General features: G+C 50.3%; 16 protein-coding genes and 6 pseudogenes. 15 read left to right on the forward strand and 7 right to left on the reverse strand.

Features of this window, described 5'->3' with window-relative positions:
* The first annotated feature begins 104 nt into the window (after positions 1-104).
* From dnaX to hemH, 6 genes are all read left to right on the forward strand, one after another.
* Positions 105-2,081, forward strand: a complete 1,977-nt coding sequence (dnaX, locus tag ACQGXV_RS23865) for a DNA polymerase III subunit gamma/tau (RefSeq protein ID WP_440863390.1) — start codon at positions 105-107, stop codon at positions 2,079-2,081.
* A 39-nt stretch (positions 2,082-2,120) separates the two neighbouring features.
* Complete coding sequence (locus ACQGXV_RS23870) at positions 2,121-2,450, forward strand: YbaB/EbfC family nucleoid-associated protein (protein WP_440863391.1); 330 nt, start codon at positions 2,121-2,123, stop codon at positions 2,448-2,450.
* On the forward strand, positions 2,450-3,055 hold the full coding sequence (gene recR / locus ACQGXV_RS23875) for a recombination mediator RecR (protein WP_440863392.1): 606 nt from the start codon (positions 2,450-2,452) through the stop codon (positions 3,053-3,055). The genes ACQGXV_RS23870 and recR overlap by 1 nt, the downstream gene beginning before the upstream one ends.
* 207 nt (positions 3,056-3,262) lie before the next feature.
* Positions 3,263-5,152 (forward strand): molecular chaperone HtpG, encoded by a 1,890-nt coding sequence (gene htpG, locus ACQGXV_RS23880; RefSeq protein WP_440863393.1) that lies wholly within the window; start codon positions 3,263-3,265, stop codon positions 5,150-5,152.
* A gap of 159 nt (positions 5,153-5,311) precedes the next feature.
* Positions 5,312-5,956 (forward strand): adenylate kinase, encoded by a 645-nt coding sequence (adk, locus tag ACQGXV_RS23885; protein ID WP_440867574.1) that lies wholly within the window; start codon positions 5,312-5,314, stop codon positions 5,954-5,956.
* A 258-nt stretch (positions 5,957-6,214) separates the two neighbouring features.
* A complete protein-coding gene (gene hemH, locus ACQGXV_RS23890) occupies positions 6,215-7,177 on the forward strand; it encodes a ferrochelatase (RefSeq protein WP_440863394.1) in 963 nt (320 codons plus the stop codon).
* A 52-nt stretch (positions 7,178-7,229) separates the two neighbouring features.
* On the opposite strand, the gene ybaL is transcribed toward hemH, so the two are convergent.
* Complete coding sequence (gene ybaL / locus ACQGXV_RS23895; protein ID WP_440863395.1) at positions 7,230-8,918, reverse strand: YbaL family putative K(+) efflux transporter; 1,689 nt, start codon at positions 8,916-8,918, stop codon at positions 7,230-7,232.
* 543 nt (positions 8,919-9,461) lie between these two features.
* On the opposite strand from ybaL, the pseudogene ACQGXV_RS23900 reads away from it, so the two are divergent.
* A pseudogene (locus tag ACQGXV_RS23900) lies at positions 9,462-10,145 on the forward strand (metallophosphoesterase); the annotation flags it as partial.
* Between the two features lie 12 nt (positions 10,146-10,157).
* Here the strand turns inward: ACQGXV_RS23900 and ACQGXV_RS23905 are convergent.
* Positions 10,158-10,625, reverse strand: a complete 468-nt coding sequence (locus ACQGXV_RS23905) for an IS5 family transposase (RefSeq protein ID WP_440863396.1) — start codon at positions 10,623-10,625, stop codon at positions 10,158-10,160.
* On the opposite strand from ACQGXV_RS23905, the gene ACQGXV_RS23910 reads away from it, so the two are divergent.
* The 3 genes from ACQGXV_RS23910 (at position 10,624) to ACQGXV_RS23920 (ending at position 12,639) form a co-directional block, all read left to right on the forward strand.
* Positions 10,624-11,364 (forward strand): IS30 family transposase, encoded by a 741-nt coding sequence (locus ACQGXV_RS23910; protein ID WP_440863397.1) that lies wholly within the window; start codon positions 10,624-10,626, stop codon positions 11,362-11,364. The genes ACQGXV_RS23905 and ACQGXV_RS23910 overlap by 2 nt on opposite strands.
* Positions 11,365-11,601 carry an IS630 transposase-related protein gene (locus ACQGXV_RS23915; protein WP_440863398.1) on the forward strand — a complete coding sequence of 79 codons (237 nt, stop codon included), beginning with the start codon at positions 11,365-11,367 and terminating at the stop codon, positions 11,599-11,601. It abuts the gene before it with no gap.
* A 204-nt stretch (positions 11,602-11,805) separates the two neighbouring features.
* Positions 11,806-12,639 carry an IS630 family transposase gene (locus ACQGXV_RS23920; protein WP_440867575.1) on the forward strand — a complete coding sequence of 278 codons (834 nt, stop codon included), beginning with the start codon at positions 11,806-11,808 and terminating at the stop codon, positions 12,637-12,639.
* A gap of 37 nt (positions 12,640-12,676) precedes the next feature.
* Here ACQGXV_RS23920 and ACQGXV_RS23925 read toward each other — a convergent pair.
* Positions 12,677-13,150 (reverse strand): annotated as a pseudogene (locus ACQGXV_RS23925) (IS5 family transposase); the annotation flags it as partial.
* Positions 13,151-13,211: 61 nt separating this feature from the next.
* On the opposite strand from ACQGXV_RS23925, the pseudogene ACQGXV_RS23930 reads away from it, so the two are divergent.
* Both ACQGXV_RS23930 and ACQGXV_RS23935 read left to right on the forward strand, forming a co-directional pair.
* Positions 13,212-14,180: pseudogene (locus ACQGXV_RS23930) on the forward strand (5'-nucleotidase C-terminal domain-containing protein); the annotation flags it as partial.
* Positions 14,181-14,394: 214 nt separating this feature from the next.
* Positions 14,395-14,658, forward strand: a pseudogene (locus ACQGXV_RS23935) (transposase); the annotation flags it as partial.
* A gap of 26 nt (positions 14,659-14,684) precedes the next feature.
* On the opposite strand, the gene ACQGXV_RS23940 reads toward ACQGXV_RS23935, so the two are convergent.
* On the reverse strand, positions 14,685-15,116 hold the full coding sequence (locus ACQGXV_RS23940; protein ID WP_440867233.1) for an IS630 family transposase: 432 nt from the start codon (positions 15,114-15,116) through the stop codon (positions 14,685-14,687).
* A gap of 24 nt (positions 15,117-15,140) precedes the next feature.
* The gene (locus ACQGXV_RS23945) at positions 15,141-15,506 is read right to left on the reverse strand and encodes an IS630 transposase-related protein (protein WP_440862584.1); all 366 of its coding nucleotides are present in this window, start codon (positions 15,504-15,506) and stop codon (positions 15,141-15,143) included.
* Between the two features lie 36 nt (positions 15,507-15,542).
* Here ACQGXV_RS23945 and ACQGXV_RS23950 point away from each other — a divergent pair.
* Both ACQGXV_RS23950 and ACQGXV_RS23955 read left to right on the forward strand, forming a co-directional pair.
* Positions 15,543-16,311, forward strand: a pseudogene (locus tag ACQGXV_RS23950) (transposase); the annotation flags it as partial.
* A 159-nt stretch (positions 16,312-16,470) separates the two neighbouring features.
* Positions 16,471-16,734 (forward strand): transposase, encoded by a 264-nt coding sequence (locus ACQGXV_RS23955; RefSeq protein WP_440867576.1) that lies wholly within the window; start codon positions 16,471-16,473, stop codon positions 16,732-16,734.
* A gap of 37 nt (positions 16,735-16,771) precedes the next feature.
* Here ACQGXV_RS23955 and ACQGXV_RS23960 read toward each other — a convergent pair whose 3' ends face one another.
* Positions 16,772-16,969 (reverse strand): hypothetical protein, encoded by a 198-nt coding sequence (locus tag ACQGXV_RS23960; protein WP_440863399.1) that lies wholly within the window; start codon positions 16,967-16,969, stop codon positions 16,772-16,774.
* On the opposite strand from ACQGXV_RS23960, the pseudogene ACQGXV_RS23965 reads away from it, so the two are divergent.
* Positions 16,956-18,167, forward strand: a pseudogene (locus ACQGXV_RS23965) (IS256 family transposase). The gene ACQGXV_RS23960 and the pseudogene ACQGXV_RS23965 sit on opposite strands and share 14 nt — an antisense overlap.
* On the opposite strand, the gene ACQGXV_RS23970 reads toward ACQGXV_RS23965, so the two are convergent.
* Positions 18,164-18,988: a transposase family protein gene (locus tag ACQGXV_RS23970; RefSeq protein WP_440863400.1), complete on the reverse strand. Its 825-nt coding sequence runs from the start codon at positions 18,986-18,988 to the stop codon at positions 18,164-18,166. The pseudogene ACQGXV_RS23965 and the gene ACQGXV_RS23970 overlap by 4 nt on opposite strands.
* Between the last annotated feature and the right edge of the window lie 43 nt (positions 18,989-19,031).

Genomic DNA, 19,031 nt, shown 5'->3' on the forward strand with positions numbered 1-19,031 from the left:
TTTTTCCGCCGTAAATCTGTTGGCTATCCTGATAAACAGTCTCGCCGTGTCCGGCGAGACTGTGTTAGCATGGCCTCCTCAATCACACAACCGTTGCGGTATTGATGAGCTATCAGGTACTGGCCCGTAAGTGGCGTCCTCAATCTTTCGCTGATGTTGTCGGTCAAGAACATGTGCTGACCGCATTGGCCAATGGTCTCTCGATGGGGCGGGTTCATCACGCCTATCTGTTTTCCGGCACGCGTGGCGTGGGAAAAACCAGTATCGCTCGCCTGTTGGCGAAAGGACTGAACTGTGAGAGCGGGATTACCGCCACGCCCTGTGGGCAGTGTGCGAATTGCCGGGAAATTGAACAAGGGCGTTTTGTTGACCTGATCGAGATTGATGCCGCTTCGCGCACCAAGGTAGAAGACACCCGCGAACTGCTGGATAACGTGCAATATGCCCCAGCGCGCGGTCGGTTCAAAGTCTACCTGATCGATGAAGTGCACATGCTGTCCCGCCACAGCTTCAATGCGCTGTTAAAAACGCTGGAAGAGCCCCCCGAGCACGTTAAATTCCTGCTGGCGACCACCGATCCTCAGAAGTTGCCGGTCACCATTCTTTCTCGCTGCCTACAATTTCATCTCAAAGCGCTGGATGTGGAGCAAATCCGTCAGCACCTTGAGCAGGTGCTGCAAGCCGAAGCGATTGCGACTGAACCGCGCGCCCTGCAACTGCTGGCGCGTGCGGCAGAGGGCAGCCTGCGCGATGCGCTGAGCCTGACCGATCAGGCGATTGCCATGGGGCAGGGAGCGGTATTGACCGACGCGGTCGCACGCATGCTGGGCACGTTGGATGATGAACAACCGCTGGCGCTGATTGAAGCTATCGTCAATGCCAACGGTGAGCAGACCATGGCGTTGCTTCAGCAGGCCGCGTCGCGTGGCGTTGAGTGGGAAGCGCTGTTGGTTGAGATGCTTACGCTATTGCATCGTATCGCGATGGTACAGTTGCTGCCCACGGCGCTCGGACCGGAAGATTCCCCAATTGCGTCGCGCTTGCGCGATCTGGCGAGTACCGTACCGCCTGCCGACGTGCAACTCTACTATCAGACGTTGTTGGTGGGACGAAAAGAATTATCCTATGCGCCAGACAGGCGTATGGGCGTTGAAATGACGCTGCTAAGAGCCTTGGCGTTTCACCCGCAGGCTGTGATTGCTCCCGTGGCATCCGTGCCAGTGGCTATTAGCGCACCGCCAGCGCATATTGCGCCTGCGCGTCAGACCGTTTCGCCCAGCGCACCGTCATCCCCTGCGGCCGCACCGTCATCGCCGGTAGCGGCGCCGCAGGAACCTGTTGCTCCCGCTGCACCGCTGCCGGACGCTACTTCGCAACTGTTACAGGCGCGCAGCCAGTTATTGCAGCGGCAGGGTACACCGCCGCCAAAAAAGCCTGAACCGGCGGCGCAGGAAGGCGCACGGCCGGGCACGGCGGTATCGGCGTTGGAACGTCTTGCCTCGGTTACGGAACGCAGTCAGCAGCGTCAGGCGGCTGACAAGAACGGCGAGGTGCAGAAAAAGCCTGAGGCGTACCGCTGGCGCGCGCAGCAACAGCAAACCATCGTGACCGAAACCATCGCCACGCCAAAAGCGTTGCGTACGGTGCTGGAATACGAGAAAACGCCGGAGTTAGCGGCTAAATTGACGGAAGAAGCGCAAACGCGCGATGCCTGGGCGGCAGAGGTGCAGCGTTTACCGCTACCGAAGCTGGTTCTGCAATTGGCGCTTAACGCGTTCAAGGTCGACACGGATGACGGCACGGTGACGCTGCATTTACGCTCATCGCAGCGCCACCTGAATTCACCGTCGGCACAAAAAACGTTGATGGATGCATTGGCAGCGCATTATGGAAAGCCCATCACCCTGGTGGTGGTAGAAGATGACGATCCCAGTACGTTAACACCGCTGGAGTGGCGTCAGACGATTTATGAAGAGAAACTGGCGCAAGCGCGCGAGTCTCTGACGACCGACAAAACGATTCAAACGCTGCGGCGTTTCTTTGATGCGGAACTGGACGAAGAGAGTATCCGCCCCGTTTAACCGCTGCAATTCTTGCAGCCATGCAATAGAGAGAAGCATATGTTTGGTAAAGGTGGTTTGGGCAATCTGATGAAACAGGCCCAGCAGATGCAAGACAAAATGCAGAAAATGCAGGAAGAGATTGCCAGCCTGGAAGTAACGGGTGAATCAGGCGCAGGCCTGGTCAAAGTGACCATTAACGGTGCGCACAACTGCCGCCGTGTCGAAATCGATCCCAGCCTGCTGGAAGACGATAAAGAGATGTTGGAAGACTTGATCGCCGCGGCGTTCAACGATGCAGCGCGCCGCATCGACGAAACCCAGAAAGAGAAAATGGAGTCAGTTTCCAGCGGCATGCAGTTACCGCCGGGCTTAAAGATGCCGTTCTGATGCAAACCAGTCCGCTCCTTGAGTCATTGATGGAGGCACTGCGCTGCTTGCCGGGCGTGGGGCCGAAATCAGCACAGCGCATGGCGTTTCAACTCCTGCAACGCGATCGTAGCGGCGGTATGCGTTTGGCGCAGGCCCTGACGCGTGCCATGTCCGAAATCGGCCACTGTGTGGATTGCCGCACCTTTACCGAGCAGGAACAGTGCGCGATCTGTGCCAATCCACGTCGTCAGCAAACGGACCAGATCTGCGTGGTGGAAAGCCCCGCAGATATCCACGCCATTGAGCAGACTGGACAGTTTTCTGGACGTTACTTTGTGTTGATGGGACACCTGTCGCCGCTGGATGGCATTGGGCCGGATGATATCGGGCTCGATCTGCTGGAACAGCGCTTAGGGCAGGAAAACCTGACAGAAGTGATTCTTGCCACCAATCCGACGGTGGAAGGGGATGCGACTGCTAACTACATTGCTGAGCTGTGTGCCCAGCACGGCGTGGTGGCGAGCCGCATTGCGCACGGCGTGCCGGTCGGTGGAGAGATTGAAATGGTGGATGGCACCACGCTTTCCCATTCGCTTGAGGGGCGTCATCCCATCCGTTTGTAGCGGCTGTGCAGCCTTTTCTCCGGTGCGGTGTCGTCTTCATCTGACGCCGCGCTGGGGATAAATTGTTTTTTGCTCTTGAAAACCTTTCGTCTTATCCCCACCTTTTGCCTACTGGCCGGAAATACCGGCACCATTCCCATACCCGCTACAGGGATTGAACATTATCAGCCTGACTAACTATTAGGATTGAGGTAAGTGACAATGAGCATGAAGGGCCAAGAAACGCGCGGTTTTCAATCTGAAGTGAAGCAATTGCTGCACTTGATGATCCATTCACTTTATTCCAATAAAGAAATTTTCCTGCGTGAATTGATCTCCAACGCCTCTGATGCGGCAGACAAGTTACGTTTTCGCGCCTTATCTTCGCCAGCGCTCTATGAAGGGGATGGAGAACTGCGTGTGCGCGTTTCCACCAATAAAGAGCAACGTACCCTGACCATCGCAGACAACGGTATCGGGATGGGCCGCGATGAAGTTATCGATAATCTGGGCACCATTGCCAAATCGGGTACCAAAGCGTTTTTAGAGTCTATCGGCTCCGATCAGGCCAAAGACAGCCAACTCATCGGTCATTTCGGTGTGGGCTTCTACTCAGCGTTTATCGTTGCGGATAAAGTGACGGTGCGTACCCGTGCGGCGGGCGCGGCGGCAGAAGAAGGTGTGTTCTGGGAATCGGCGGGTGAAGGTGAATACACCGTGGCGGATGTGGTCAAGGCCGATGGCGGTACCGAGATAACCCTGCACCTGCGCGAAGGGGAAGATGAGTTTCTCGATGAGTGGCGTGTGCGTTCCATTATCGGTAAATACTCCGATCACATCGCGCTGCCAGTGGAAATTGAAACCCATACGCCGAGCGAAGAAGAGGGTGGCGAGCCGACGGTCACTTGGGAGAAGGTTAACAAGGCGCAGGCGCTGTGGACGCGTAACAAAGCGGATGTGACCGAAGAAGAATACAAAGAATTCTACAAGCATATTGCCCACGATTTCAGCGATCCGCTGAGCTGGAGCCACAACCGTGTGGAAGGGAAACAGGAATACACCAGCCTGCTTTACATCCCTTCTCAGGCACCGTGGGACATGTGGAACCGCGATCATAAACATGGCCTGAAACTCTATGTTCAGCGCGTGTTTATCATGGATGACGCCGAGCAGTTCATGCCGAACTACCTGCGTTTTGTGCGTGGCTTGATAGATTCCAACGATCTGCCGCTCAACGTCTCCCGTGAAATCCTGCAAGACAGCCGTGTTACGCAGAATCTGCGCAATGCGCTGACCAAACGTGTGTTGCAGATGCTGGAAAAACTGGCAAAAGACGACGCCGAAAAATACCAAACCTTCTGGCTACAGTTTGGCCTGGTGTTGAAAGAAGGGCCTGCGGAAGACGGTGGCAATCGCGAAGCCATTGCCAAACTTCTGCGTTTTGCTTCCACCCATGGCGACAGTGCTGCACCGACGGTATCGCTGGAAGAGTATGTCAGCCGCATGGTCGACGGGCAGGAGAAAATTTACTACATCACTGCCGACAGTTATGCTGCGGCGAAGAGCAGCCCGCATTTGGAGTTGTTCCGCAAGAAAGGCATCGAAGTATTGCTGCTTTCTGACCGCGTCGATGAGTGGATGATGAGCTACCTGACCGAGTTTGACGGCAAGTCCTTCCAGTCCGTTAGCAAAGCGGATGAAGCTCTGGATAAGCTGGCGGATGATGCCAGTGATGATGAAGCGCGCAAAGAGGCGGAAAAATCCCTGGAGCCGTTTGTTGAGCGTGTGAAAACGCTGCTGGGTGAGCGCGTCAAAGAGGTGCGCCTGACGCATCGCCTGACCGATACCCCTGCCATCGTCACCACCGATGCCAATGACATGAGCACGCAGATGGCGAAGCTGTTTGCCGCCGCTGGGCAGAATGCGCCGGAAGTGAAATATATTTTTGAACTCAACCCGGATCATGCGTTGGTGAAACGTGCCGCAGACACTGGTGATGATGCACAGTTTGGCGAGTGGGTTGAACTGCTGCTGGAACAGGCGCTGCTGGCAGAACGCGGCACGCTGGAAGATCCTAATCAGTTTATCCGTCGTATGAATCAACTGCTGAGTGCATAACCGCTCACACTTTACCGAAAACCCGGTTTTTAACCGGGTTTTTTTTCGCTTTGCGACACGCTGAAGCGAGCCCGTTCCTTGAGGATAAGCCTCTGGAATGGTATGGTTGAGCGTTTTCAAATTTATTTTAAAAATCTACATAGCAAGGGGATTTACGCAATGCGTATTATTCTGCTGGGCGCTCCGGGCGCAGGCAAAGGCACTCAAGCACAATTCATTATGGAAAAGTATGGCATTCCGCAAATTTCCACAGGTGATATGTTGCGTGCGGCGGTGAAAGCCGGGACCGAACTGGGCAAACAGGCCAAAGAAATCATGGACGCAGGCAAACTGGTCACGGATGAATTGGTTATTGCCCTGGTGAAAGAGCGTATCGCCCAGTATGATTGCCGTAACGGTTTCCTACTGGATGGCTTTCCTCGCACCATTCCGCAAGCGGATGCCATGAAAGATGCTGATATTCAGGTTGATAACGTTATTGAGTTCGCCGTGCCTGACGAACTGATTGTCGATCGTATCATTGGCCGTCGCGTGCATGCGGCATCGGGTCGTGTGTACCATGTGAAGTACAACCCGCCAAAGGTTGAAGGTAAAGACGATGTTACGGGTGAAGAATTGACCATCCGTAAAGACGATCATGAAGATACCGTGCGTAAACGTCTGGTGGAATATCATCAGCAAACTGCGCCGCTGGTGGACTACTACCAGAAAGATGCCAAAGCGGGTAATACCCGCTACCACAAAGTAGACGGAACCCGTCAGGTAGCAGAAGTGCGCGCTGAGTTGGAATCCATTCTGGGTTAACCTATCGCTGCGTCGCCTGAAAATGCCGGTACCCTGTGTGCCGGTTTTTTTTTGCCGACTTCCCGCGTTATCGTCTGCCATTCGCGACTTCAATGGCAAGTATCGGTAATAATATCGCTTTTCCTATCCCGTCCGGGCAACATTTTCGCTACACTCAGCGCTGGTAACGATAACCGCTTCCCGGTGTACCACATGTGTACGGCGAGCAGCCTTTTTATGAGGGCAGACGATGAGTCAACAAATTTATGAGGGCAGACGATGAGTCAACAAAAAGTGGGCGTACTGATGGTGAATCTGGGGACGCCCGAAGCCCCGACGCCGCAGGCGGTGAAACGCTACCTGGCTCAGTTTCTTAGTGATAAACGCGTGGTGGATACGCCGCGCTGGCTCTGGTGGCCGCTGTTGAATGGCGTGATCCTGCCTTTTCGTTCTCCCCGTGTCGCCAAACTGTATCAGTCCATCTGGACGGTTGGCGGTTCCCCGTTGTTGGCATTCAGTCGACGTCAGGAATGCGCGCTCTCCGCGCGTTTGGGCGACGATATTCCGGTGGCGCTAGGCATGAGCTATGGTTCACCGAGCTTGCCGTCCGCGTTAGATAGCCTGTTGTCGCAAGGCGTCACTCAACTGGTGGTGCTGCCGCTCTACCCACAATATTCCTGCTCCACCACGGGGGCGGTATGGGATGGACTGGCCGACGCACTGCGCACGCGCCGCCAGATACCCGGTATCCGTTTTATCCGCGATTATGCAACGCACCCGGTCTATATCGATGCGCTAAAGCAGCGTGTGGAAGCGTCATTCGCGCGCCAAGGTGTGCCAGACCGCTTAGTGATATCGTTCCATGGCATTCCGGTGCGTTATGCTACGGAGGGGGATGATTATCCCCAGGGCTGTCAGGCAACGGCACAGGCGATGATCGCTGCATTGGGGTTGGCACCGGAGCAGGCGCAAATGACCTTCCAATCACGCTTTGGCCGTGAACCCTGGTTGACGCCCTATACGGATGAAACGTTAAAGGGATTACCCGCGCAGGGGATCAAACACATTCAGGTTATTTGCCCGGGATTTGCTGCCGATTGTCTGGAAACGTTGGAAGAGATTCAGGAGCAGAACCGGGAGATTTTTCTGCATGCTGGCGGTGAACGGTTTGCTTATATTCCGGCGTTAAATGACGATGCGCGGCACATTGATTTGTTAGAAGCACTGGTGCGTGACGAGTAGGTAAAACAGCACAGATAAAAGGGCGCAGCGGGACTACCGCTGCGCATCGCTATTAAATTGGGCACTCTTTTAATTCTTCAGCCTTTACCTGCTCAAACTGTAGCAGGGTAATCATGCTGTTGGCAATTTCGCTTTCACCCATCACGACCTGATTGGCGCCGTGTTCAGTGATATAGCTGACTTCATCGTCATAATGCGCGCGCGCAATGATCTCCAGGTCCGGGCGTTTTTCACGCGCTGCCGCAACGATTTCGCCTGCCTCGTAGCCGTTAGGAATGGTCAGCAGCAGCCAGCGGGCACAATCCAACCGCGCCAACTCCATGATTTCTACTTTAGTGGCATTCCCCAACACGGCCTTGATGCCTTGCTCGCGCAGCGCATCTACCCGTGCACGCGAATTCTCGATAACCACAACAGGAATATCCTCTTGATGCAGTTTGGCCCCGATCAGGCTGCCAACGCGCCCATAACCGACCAATAGCGCGTGATTGCACATATCAACCGGGATCTGCTTCTCTTCTTCGATGGCCTCTTCCACGATCTGCTCATCAATGGTCTCTGTTTTCTCCAGATAGCGTTCCAGCAGCGTAAAGAGCAACGGGTTGATCATAATCGACAGGATCGCCCCTGCCAGCACCAGATTGCGCCCCTGTTCGGACAAGAGACCGAGCACAACGCCCAGACCTGCCAGGATAAAGGCGAACTCGCCAATCTGCGCCAGACTGGTCGAGATGGTCAGCGCGGTACGCTTGGAGTGACCGAACAGACGAACCAACATAAACGAGGCAGCCGATTTACCGAACACGATAATGGCCAGCGTAATGATGACGGCCATCGGCTGATTCACCAGAATCATTGGATCGAACAGCATGCCCACCGAAACAAAAAACAGTACGGCGAAGGCGTCACGCAGCGGCAGCGTATCGTGGGCGGCGCGTTGACTGAGTTCTGATTCGTTCAGCACCACACCGGCAAAGAAGGCGCCCAGCGCGAATGAGACATCAAACAGCTTCACAGCGCCGAAAGCGATACCGAGTGCCATCGCCAACACGGCGAGGGTAAACAGCTCCCGTGAGCCGGTTGCGGCGCTTTTTGCCAGCACCCAGGGTACCAGGCGGCGACCCACCACAATCATCAGTGTGATAAAGGCAACGACCTTGCCGATGGTCCATGCCAGGTCACGAATCAGCTTGCCGGTATCGGCATGCTCCGCGCCTATCATGTCACGGAACGCAGGCAGCAATACCAGCGTCAAAGCCATCGCTAAATCTTCCACGATCAGCCAACCAATAGCGATTTGTCCTCGCTGGCTGTCAATCAGTTGCCGTTCTTCCAACGCGCGCAGCAGTACCACGGTACTGGCGGTGGATAAGCAAAGCCCAAACACCAGCCCGCTCGCCAGGCTCCAGCCGAGCAGAGAGGAAAGACCCATACCCAGCAACGTGGCAACGGCAATTTGTGCAATCGCGCCGGGAATAGCGATGGATTTCACCGCCATCAGGTCTTTCAGTGAGAAATGCAGGCCGACACCAAACATCAGCAGAATAACCCCAAGTTCAGCCAATTCAGGTGCTAACGCGGTATCCGCGACGAAACCTGGGGTAAACGGCCCCACCAGAACCCCAGCGACCAGATAGCCGACTAAAGGGGAAATGCGCAGTCGATTGGCCAGAATCCCCAGCAAGAACGCGAGGACCAGCCCTACGGCAATGGTGGATATTAGTGGTGTGGTTGCATGCATCCCGACTCCTTTTGCCATTGTTGAAAAACGTTCATGAGCAGACTTCTGAACAAATTCTATTTCATTTGAAGAAATCCTGCTTGGGGAAATGAGGATATTCTAGTAAAAATCTTCGTTTATTCATTGAATCTAAGTCTAACATAGATTTCATGATGCTTTCGTCAGATTAGCATTGATAAACCAACGTTATTGCTGTCATGAAGATACTTTCTCATGTCTGTTATTCTGCATTTTCATCCTGCGCGTTGAGGGGTACCGGTTTCTCGGCATTAAAAACCTTAGAATAGCGGGGGTAAATGACATAAATACAACAGAATCAAATGAACTGACCATTTTCATCAGCTTTCTCTGGTGATTCATGCGCGCAACGCCGGTTTTTCTTGTGATACAGGTCACAGGGTGCAAATGAAATCGAGCGTTGGGGAAAAGTGCGCTATTCTGGAGGGAGATCTCAACCTGCGCGTACCTGACTAAGACCAGGACGGGCAGAGGGCTGCTATCGCATTCTTTTAACAGGGGTTGTTTACTTAACGGAGAGTTTCCATGCGTTTTGCAACGAAAGCGTTAGGACGTGCTATTGCGATGTCGCTGGTTTTTACCTCGGCAGGGGCGTTGGCGTGGGAAAAAGATAAAACCTATGACATCACCATCCTCCACACCAACGATCACCACGGCCATTTCTGGCATAACGAATACGGCGAATATGGGTTGGCTGCGCAGAAAACGCTGGTGGATCAGATTCGTCAGGAGATGGAGGCTAAAGGCGGCAGCGTGCTGTTGCTGTCCGGTGGGGATATCAACACCGGGGTGCCGGAATCTGACTTGCAGGATGCAGAGCCCGATTTTCGTGGCATGAATATGGTGGGCTATGATGCCATGGCGCTCGGTAACCATGAGTTTGATAATCCGCTCTCTGTTTTGCGCCAGCAAGAGAAGTGGGCAACATTCCCGCTGTTGTCTGCCAACATCTATCAAAAGAGTACACAGCAACGTCTGTTCAAACCCTATGCACTGTTTGATAAGCAAGGCATCAAGATTGCGGTTATCGGCATGACCACTGATGACACGGCAAAATTGGGTAACCCGGAATTTTTCACTGATATCGAGTTTCGCAAGCCGTCGACGGAAGTGAAATCGGTGGTCGAACAGTTGCGTAGCACCGAAAAACCCGATGTGATTATCGCTGCAACCCATATGGGGCACTATGACGATGGTCAGCACGGCTCTAGGCTGTGTCCCTTAATTACGTAACCGGGCGTAAAACAAGCGGATGCAGCCCAGTTTCACCATTGCTAGATAGTTTCTTGCCGTTTTTTCATAACGTGTGGCAATCCGTCTATATTCCTTTAAACGGCCAAAACATCTTTCTACAACGTTGCGACGGCGATAAGCATCACGATAAAGTTGTGAGCGTCCATCTGAAGCCAGTTTTTCATTTGATTTTCGGGGGATAACCGCTATTATCCCTTTTCTTTTCAAATAGTTATTGAGTGTATTGCCAGAGTAGGCTTTGTCAGCCAGTACCGCATGACCACGACGCTTCATGCTACCGTTCTGCCGTTGCACGCTAATGCCGTCCAGGAGTCGTAACGCGAACAGGCTTTCGTGAGCCTGCCGGCCCATTCCCACTCGAAACGCAACAAAGTGACCCACTTGCCAGAGTCGGATAAAATCACCGTTCTGGCCATACTGGAGAGCCTGTTGCATGCAGGGAAAACATCTGACTCAGAAAGAACGGTTCTACATCGAAAAGCGGCGTGGTGAAGGTGTCAACCAAGCTACCATCGCCAGAGAGCTTGCTCTGCCTCGCTCGACCATCAGCAGGGAACTCAGACGCAATACCGACCCTACTTTCAATGGTGTCTACTGCTGTAGAAGGGCGGACATTCTGGCCCGGGAACGCCGTCATAAGCCTCTGCCAAACAATGCTTTTTACCCGTTGGAGCCACACATTCAGAACTTCATCAGGCAGGCGCTTTCCACTCACTCTTCACCTGAAATCATCAGTGGCCGTTTGCACCTGGAATTCGGTATATCTGTCAGCAAGAATACGCTATATCGCTATATCCTGCAGGAGAGACAGGCTGGCGGGGAGCTATATCAGCAACTTCCTCATCGGGGAAAACGTTACAGGTACAATGCCGAAAACCTCAAATCAGGCCCTATTCCCAACCGTGTTGGTATTGAGTATCGCCCAGCTCAAGCCGAGCTTAAACAGGAGCCTGGCCACTTCGAAATTGACACTATTTTTGGCAAAGACCAGAAGTCATTCTTGTTAACCATCGTAGATAAAGCATTGAAAACCGTCATCATTCGCAAACTGCCTAATAAGCGTGCGGAGACTGTGGTTGCTGCTTTCAGGGACATTGAAGCTAATACCTTTTGCAAGTTTAAGACCCTAACAGCTGATATAGCTAAACGACTTAATTTTGATTACATTATTTAAATGAGCTATTCAATTGATTTTAGACGTAAAGTGATATCTACACGGAAAAACGAAGGGTTGAGTATCCGAGAAACAGCGAAGCAATTTCGGATTGGCCCTGCCTCTGTATCGCGTTGGATTAATCAAATAGAGTCAAAAGCATCGACCACGCGTCAGCGAAAGATCGATAAATCCGAGTTGATAAAAGATGTTGAACAATATCCAGATGCTTACCAAAAAGAACGTGTAAGATACTGATTTATATAAGCATTATAAAATTTCAACGACTAATTTTTCCTCTCGGAATGCTTTTTATTGTGCTAACTATTTGATTTGTCGTTCTAACAAAATACATTCTCTGTAAATGCATTCTAACTAAAGAAGATGTAAATCAAACGGTTAAATTATTCAACAAAGCCCAGAAGGCCATTTGGCAAGCGCTTAAAAAGCTGGGATTGACCTATAAAAAAAACTCTACGTCATCCGAAAGCCGACGAAAACGCCCGGCAGGGATTTCAACAAAAAAAACAACAGTATGAAAAAGAAGGTAAACCTATTGTTTTTATTGATGAAAGTGGTTTTTCACACGATGCCCCACGGACTCACGGCTATTCCCCAAAAGGTCAACGGTGTTTTGGCCTGAAGAACTGGGGAGCTAGGGGAAGAACAAATGTTATCGGCGCTTTATTAGGCACAACGCTGTTTGCTATCGGATTATTTGATATCAATATTAACAGCGATGTTTTCTATGCCTGGGTCACACAAGTCCTTATCCCAGTACTCCCTAAAAACAGTGTAATCATGATGGACAATGCCACTTTTCACAAAAAACATAATATTCAACAAGTCATCATCGATGCAGGGTATATGGTGGAGTATTTGCCTACATATTCGCCAGATCTTAACCCAATTGAGCATAAATGGGCACAAGCAAAAAGCAAAAAGCAAAAAAAGAGAGATGGGTTGCGATACAGAGAGTTTGTTCTCAGTCCATATGGTGTAATCAAAATTAAGTCGCTTGGCTATAACGGCCCTGAATTCGCTCTGCACGAGCAAATTACTCAAATCACAGGGGCGCAGGTCTACTTTGCCCATCCTTATCATTCCTGGGAGAGGGGCTTGAATGAGCACACCAACGGGCTGATACGACGTTTTTACCCAAAGGGAACAGACTTCAGTCAGGTCAGTCATCGTAAGATTGCCGAACTCGAACACATACTCAATACAAGGCGCAGAAAATCGCTGGGCTATCGTTCCCCCAATGAGGTATTTTTAACGCACTTACTGGTGGCATAAGCCTCTACCGTTTTGTTGCGTTTCGAGTGGGAATGGGGCGCCCCAGCACTCAGTACGATATTTAGCGGGATGCAGCTTCCGTCAGTCGCCATGTGGATTTTGGTGTCATAACCACCTCGTGAGCGACCCAGGCTGTTATCGTTGGTAATATTGGGATGTTTTTTTGAGCGCCAGCCGCACATTTGAGCGCACGGATATTGCTGCCATCCAGCGCAATGGCTGACCAGTCAACAAGTCCATGAGCATCAAGAAATGAAAGTAACTTATTAAAAATAATGTTAATAACTCCAGACTTTGACCATCTATTGAAACGGTTATAAACGGTTTTCCATGGGCCGTAACGTTCAGGTAAATCACGCCATGGGGCACCTGAACACAGTATCCAGAACATGCCGTTGACGATTTTGCGATGTTCTGTCCATGGCCGGCCTGCCTGCGGAGATGTCAAAACGGTTGGTAACAAGTGCTCAATGATTGCCCATGCTTCATCAGAAAGATCGTAGCGAGCCATAATCCAAAGTGTCTTAGAAACAGATGGATACTATAGCTCAAGCAATTAAGGGACACAGCCTAATGCGCCAGGGGATGTCGAAATGGCGCGCAGCCAGCCAGCAGGCTATCTGGACATGATTGTGGGTGGTCACTCACAAGATCCGGTCTGCATGGCGAGTGAAAACAAGAAACAGGTGGATTATGTGCCGGGTACCCTCTGTGCGCCGGACCGGCAAAATGGCACTTGGATCGTGCAGGCTCACGAATGGGGTAAATATGTTGGGCGCGCTGATTTCACGTTCAAAAATGGCACGCTGACGCTGGCTCATTACCAACTTATTCCGGTCAACCTGAAGAAAAAGGTGGAGAAGACCGGTGGCGGCACCGAGCGCGTCTATTATACCCAGGAGATCAAACAAGATGATGGCGTGGTGAAAATGCTGACGCCGTTCCAGGAGAAAGGCCAGGCGCAGTTGGAAGTGAAGGTGGGGAGCGTCAATGGCACGCTGGATGGCGATCGTAAGCAGGTGCGCTTCTATCAAACCAATCTGGGGCATCTGCTGTTATCGGCCCAACGCGAACGTGCCAATGCGGATTTTGCCGTGATGAGCGGCGGTGGGATACGCGATTCCATTTAACCCGGTGATATCACCTATAAAACGGTACTGAAAGTGCAGCCGTTTGCTAACACCTTGGTCTATGTCGATATGAAATGCAGCGAGGTTGAGAAATACCTGGCCGCGGTGGCGAACAAGAAAGTGGATTCCGGTGTCTATGCCCAATTCCTGAACGTCAGCCTGGTGGCCGATGGGCAGGGCGTGCAGGAGGTGAAAATCAAGGGTGAACCGTTGCAGGCGGATAAAACCTACCGCATGGCCACACTGAACTTCAACGCGATGGGCGGCGATGGTTATCCGCGTCTGGATGGCTTGCCGACCTATGTCAACACCGGTTTTGTCGATGCAGAGGTGTTGAAACAGTATATCGAGCAGCATTCACCGCTTGATGCAGCGGCCTATGCGCCTAAAGGCGAAATTCAATACCGTTGATAAAATGGTCGCGCTAACATTAAGGAGGGCTTGCGGATTGGCAAGCCCTCTTTTTTTACATCTGCCGCTCATTGAGTGTGAGTCGCTCTTTTGTGATGGACGTAACAGTTAAATATTAGCGATAACATTTTTAGCGCGCTCAGCATCACAAACGGAGACTGTAAAATAATCTGTGTAAATGGCATTTTGAGGAAAACCTTCAAAGGATAACAAAATGCCTATCAGCAACGAACTTATTGACCAACTGCTTCAAGATTGTCACTCCCCTCAGGATCTGCTGGGTGAATCAGGCCTACTCAAGGTGCTGACTAAAAGACTGGCGGAACGGGTTCTTGAAGCTGAGATGGAGATGCACCTTGGGTATGCTAAGCATGACCCGGCAGGTAATCATTCAGGCAACTCCCGCAATGGCAAGACATCCAAGAGCGTACGTAGCCAAAATGGGGAGATCGAGCTCGATATTCCGCGCGACCGCAACAGTATAGCCAAGCGACTTAATTTTGATTACACCATATGGACTGAGAACAAACTCTCTGTATCGCAACCCATCTCTCTTTTTTTGCTTTTTGCTTGTGCCCATTTATGCTCAATTGGGTTAAGATCTGGCGAATATGTAGGCAAATACTCCACCATATACCCTGCATCGATGATGACTTGTTGAATATTATGTTTTTTGTGAAAAGTGGCATTGTCCATCATGATTACACTGTTTTTAGGGAGTACTGGGATAAGGACTTGTGTGACCCAGGCATAGAAAACATCGCTGTTAATATTGATATCAAATAATCCGATAGCAAACAGCGTTGTGCCTAATAAAGCGCCGATAACATTTGTTCTTCCCCTAGCTCCCCAGTTCTTCAGGCCAAAACACCGTTGACCTTTTGGGGAATAGCCGTGAGTCCGTGGGGCATCGTGTGAAAAACCACTTTCATCAATAAAACAATAGGTTTACCTTCTTTTTCATACTGTTGTTTTTTTTGTTGAAATCCCTGCCGGGCGTTTTCGTCGGCTTTCGGATGACGTAGAGTTTTTTTTATAGGTCAATCCCAGCTTTTTAAGCGCTTGCCAAATGGCCTTCTGACAAACGCCAAAACGCTCTGCACGTTCTTTTTGGTAAGCATCTGGATATTGTTCAACATCTTTTATCAACTCGGATTTATCGATCTTTCGCTGACGCGTGGTCGATGCTTTTGACTCTATTTGATTAATCCAACGCGATACAGAGGCAGGGCCAATCCGAAATTGCTTCGCTGTTTCTCGGATACTCAACCCTTCGTTTTTCCGTGTAGATATCACTTTACGTCTAAAATCAATTGAATAGCTCATTTAAATAATGTAATCAAAATTAAGTCGTTTAGCTATACCTTCGAGCCGACACTGATCGGTAAGAATGAAAAACAGCTTAACGGCTTCGATGACCGCATTATTTCTCTCTATTCCAGAGGGTTATCAACCCGTGATATTCAGGCACACTTTAAAGAAGTCTACGGGGTCGATGTTTCCGCTGGCTTCATTTCTCAAGTGACCAATGCTGTGATGGATGACGTTAAGCGCTGGCAGCAACGGCCGCTGGATGCGCTTTATCCCATTGTTTACCTTGACTGTATTGTTGTCAAAAGCCAGGACGGCGGAGCCGTGGCCAACAAGTCTGTTTATCTGGCCCTCGGCGTCAACGGCCAGGGCGAAAAAGAGCTGCTGGGGCTATGGATAGCCAAAACTGAGGGGGCCAAGTTCTGGTTATAGCCAACCGACTTAAAAATGATTACATCCTATGCCCTGATATGCGGCAAAGAAGCATAGCTGGCTGTTATCAAAATAATGTCGCTTGGCTATATCTGTGATGACAGAACTGAAAAATCGTGGGCTAAAGGACATCTTCGTCGCCTGCTGCGATGGCCTGAAAGGCTTTCCTGATGCCATTGAAGCAGTTTACCCGCATACGCGGGTACAGCTCTGCATTGTGCATCAGGTGCGGAACTCGCTGCGCTACGTCGGCTGGAAAGAGCGTAAGGCCGTTGCTGCTGACCTGCGCACTATCTATAGTTCCGCAACGCTAGAGGGCGCTGAAGAGGCCCTGGATGCCTTCGCGGCCAAATGGTATGAGCAGTTCCCGACGATCAGCCCGTCGTGGGCTTTGTTGAATAATTTAACCGTTTGATTTACATCTTCTTTAGGTAGAATGCATGTACAGAGACTGTATTTTGTTAGAACGACAAATCAAGTAGTTAGCACAATAAAAAGCATTACGGCTGGAAAACTTAGTTGTTGAAGTGTTATAATAATTATGTAAATCAGCATGTTAAATTATTCAACAAAGCCCCCGTCGTGGAGAAATAATTGGGAACGTCTCATCGTCATTTTTGACTTTCCGCCGGAGATCCGCAAGGTTATCTACACCACCAACGCGATAGAGTCGTTAAATGCTTCATTGCGCAAGATAACGAAAACGCGACGAATATTTCCAACGGATGACTCGGTGATAAAATTACTCTATCTAGCCTTGCATAATATCTCTGCTAAATGGACCTTGCCAATCAGAAAGCGTGTTGCTTAATAGTGAAATAAGGGTGTTTCGGTGATTGAAGTAAATTTTACGCTGTTCTGAGATGGAAATTCCAAAGACCGGCGCTAAGGAGTAAGAAGGTATCATCAATAAAGGGTCTACGATTCCGTAAAATTTGGGTCATGCAACCGAGGCGCTTGATACCCGCGATGGAGACTGTAAAATAATCTGTGTAAATGGCATTTTGAGGAAAACCTTCAAAGGATAACAAAATGCCTATCAGCAACGAACTTATTGACCAACTGCTTCAAGATTGTCACTCCCCTCAGGATCTGCTGGGTGAATCAGGCCTACTCAAGGTGCTGACTAAAAGACTGGCGGAACGGGTTCTTGAAGCTGAGATGGAGATGCACCTTGGGTATGCTAAGCATGACCCGGCTGGTAATCATTCAGGCAACTCACGCAATGGCAAGACATCCAAGAGCGTACGTAGCCAAAATGGGGAGATCGAACTCGATATTCCGCGCGACCGCAACAGTACCTTCGAGCCGACACTGATCGGTAAGCACGAAAAACAGCTTAACGGCTTCGATGACCGCATTATTTCTCTCTATTCCAGAGGGTTATCAACCCGTGATATTCAGGCACACTTTAAAGAAGTCTACGGGGTCGATGTTTCCGCTGGCTTCATTTCTCAAGTGACCAATGCTGTGATGGATGAAGTTAAGCGCTGGCAGCAACGGCCGCTGGATGCGCTTTATCCCATTGTTTACCTTGACTGTATTGTTGTCAAAAGCCAGGACGGCGGAGCCGTGGCCAACAAGTCTGTTTATCTGGCCCTCGGCGTCAACGGCCAGGGCGAAAAAGAGCTGCTGGGGCTATGGATAGCCAAAACTGAGGGGGCCAAGTTCTGGTTATCTGTGATGACAGAACTGAAAAATCGTGGGCTAAAGGACATCTTCGTCGCCTGCTGCGATGGCCTGAAAGGCTTTCCTGATGCCATTGAAGCTGTTTACCCGCATACGCGGGTACAGCTCTGCATTGTGCATCAGGTGCGGAACTCGCTGCGCTACGTCGGCTGGAAAGAGCGTAAGGCCGTTGCTGCTGACCTGCGCACCATCTATAGTTCCGCAACGCTAGAGGGCGCTGAAGAGGCCCTGGATGCCTTCGCGGCCAAATGGGATTAACAGTTCCCGACGATCAGCCCATCGTGGAGAAATAATTGGGAACGTCTCATCGTCATTTTTGACTTTCCGCCGGAGATCCGCAAGGTTATCTACACCACCAACGCGATAGAGTCGTTAAATGCTTCATTGCGCAAGATAACGAAAACGCGACGAATATTTCCAACGGATGACTCGGTGATAAAATTACTCTATCTAGCCTTGCATAATATCTCTGCTAAATGGACCTTGCCAATCAGAGACTGGAAACCTGCTATGAGCCAATTCATGTTGATGTATGGAGAACGAATCTCCGGTTAAGCAATGGAGCCATTTACACAAAATTCTTTACAGACTCCCGCGATGGCGTGTTCAACTGTAATACGGATGCCCGAGATTATTTTATTTTCTTGTTTTTGTTCAGGCGATAAAGGTCTTTTTCGAGTTCCTTTTTTTGGAATTTGTGTATTAGGATGCTGTTTATCTATACCTTGAAAACCGGTATCTGCCCAGATGGTTACCTCAGGAGGAATATGGCGAATTATATCGACTTTATCGAGTAAGCGTTTATCGTGACGGCGCCCATTTTTGCTCATGGGGATAAATCCAATTTGCCTTGTTTCGTCAGTCATAATAAGCCCTTTTCGAGTGGTCTGTCTTTTCTTTCCCGAATACATTTTTTTTCGCCGACGCAGATTCTTAGGCTTTTGGACAGGTCGCTCTGTCCCATCAATAAAGACGTCTTTAACTCCAGGAAAGGCGCGAAAAAATTCCTCAGCAGAGCGAATTTGACGAGCGGGCAAAACACATTCTCGCCCCAAGGTCATCTCTAAAACCGGCAATAATATTTTTACCCAGCGACATACCCGTGTTCTATCTAAACCAAAAAGAAGTCCTTGCAAATCATAGGTCGGATAACATTTTAAATACAATAAAATAAAAAGCAGTTTATCTAATGGGGTTGGGATAAATCCTTTCTGCCCTGCACCCATCTGCCGCTCGTGATCTTTTCGATTCTTTTTCCGATAAATCAAATAACAAGCTGAAAATTCAGCGGCTAAATTTTTCAATTCTTCGACTGATAATCCAATGATTGCTTTACATAAACGATTATCTCGTAACAACCGCTCTTTGTTGATCATTTCAAACCTTTATTCTCTAAGTTAAACCTCTTTTTATTCTCAA

The sequence above is a fragment of the Symbiopectobacterium purcellii genome (genome assembly GCF_052050035.1).
GTDB classification, from domain to species: Bacteria; Pseudomonadota; Gammaproteobacteria; order Enterobacterales; family Enterobacteriaceae; genus Symbiopectobacterium; species Symbiopectobacterium purcellii_A.